Source organism: Streptomyces niveiscabiei (assembly GCF_001419795.1).
Lineage (GTDB): Bacteria > Actinomycetota > Actinomycetes > Streptomycetales > Streptomycetaceae > Streptomyces > Streptomyces niveiscabiei.
Map to the genome: position 1 here is coordinate 1 of NZ_LIRL01001205.1, position 1,214 is coordinate 1,214.

1 protein-coding gene is annotated in these 1,214 nt (G+C 74.3%); it reads left to right on the forward strand.

All coding sequences use genetic code 11. The features are described from left to right. Positions 1 to 112: 112 nt before the first annotated feature. Positions 113 to 1,214: pyridoxal-phosphate-dependent aminotransferase family protein (locus tag AOK24_RS42065; RefSeq protein ID WP_055725147.1), on the forward strand; the 1,102-nt coding region annotated here is incomplete at its 3' end.

The following is a 1,214-nucleotide window of genomic DNA, read 5'->3' on the forward strand; positions in this document are numbered from 1 at the left end:
AGAGACAGGTCTCTCAAATCGGGCCGGGGGTGGTGGGGGCCGTACGGATGAACGGGCTCGGGTTTACCCTCTTGTCCGTCGACCGTTCGTGAGCAGCGAAAAGAGCAGCGCCGTGACCTCCCATCCCTTCCTCGACCTCCCTCCGCTGAGCGCCGCGCACTTCGCCTCGATCGAGGACCGGGTGGCGAAGCTGCTGGGCACCTCGCAGGACGTCGTGATCACGCAGGGCGAGGCGCTGCTGCCGCTGGAGGGGGCGATCCGGGCGACCGCTGGGCCCGGGACGACGGCGCTGAACATCATCACCGGCCCCTACGGGCAGACCTTCGGGAACTGGCTGCGGGACTGCGGCGCGACGGTCGTCGACCTCGCCGTGCCGTACCACACGGCCGTCACGGCGGCGCAGGTCCGCGAGGCGTTCGCCGCGCACCCCGGGATCGACTTCGTGTCCCTGGTCCACGCGGAGGCGGCGACCGGCAACACGAACCCCGTCGCGGAGATCGGGGAGGTACTACGGGACTACGACGCGCTGTTCTACCTCGACGCCGTCGCCTCCGTCGGGGCCGAACCCGTCCTGCCCGACGTATGGGGCGTCGACCTGTGCGTGATCGGCGCGCAGAAGGCGATGGGCGGGCCCGCCGGGGTGTCGGCGGTGTCGGTGAGCGAGCGGGCGTGGGCGCGGATGGCCGCGAACCCGGGGGCGCCGCGCCGCTCGTACCTCTCCCTCCTGGACTGGAAGGACCGCTGGGTCGACGCCGGCCGCACGACCCTCCTGCACGCGCCCGCGCAGCTGGAGATGCTCGCGCTGGAGGCGTGCCTCGACCGCATCGAGGCGGACGGCCTGGACACCGTCATGTCCCGCCACGCCTCGGCCGCCGCCGCGACCCGCGCGGGCGTGCGGGCGCTGGGCGGCGGCCTGGAGCCGTACGTGTACGACGCCCGCGAGGCGGCCCCCGTCGCCACGACCCTGCGGACTCCGGCGGGCCTCCCGGCCTCGGAGCTGGTCGCGCGGGCCCTGGAGCTGGACCCCTCGCTGCCGCTCGCGGCGGGCGGGGGTGCGCTGGCCGCCGAGATGATCCGGGTGAACCACTACGGGGCTCACGCCGCGCTGGACGTGGTGGTGGGGTGCTTGTCGGTGCTGGGGGATGTGCTGGTGGAGCGCGGGGTGGAGGCGGACGCCGGGGCGGCGGAGCGCGCTGCGGCGGAGGCGTGGGGGT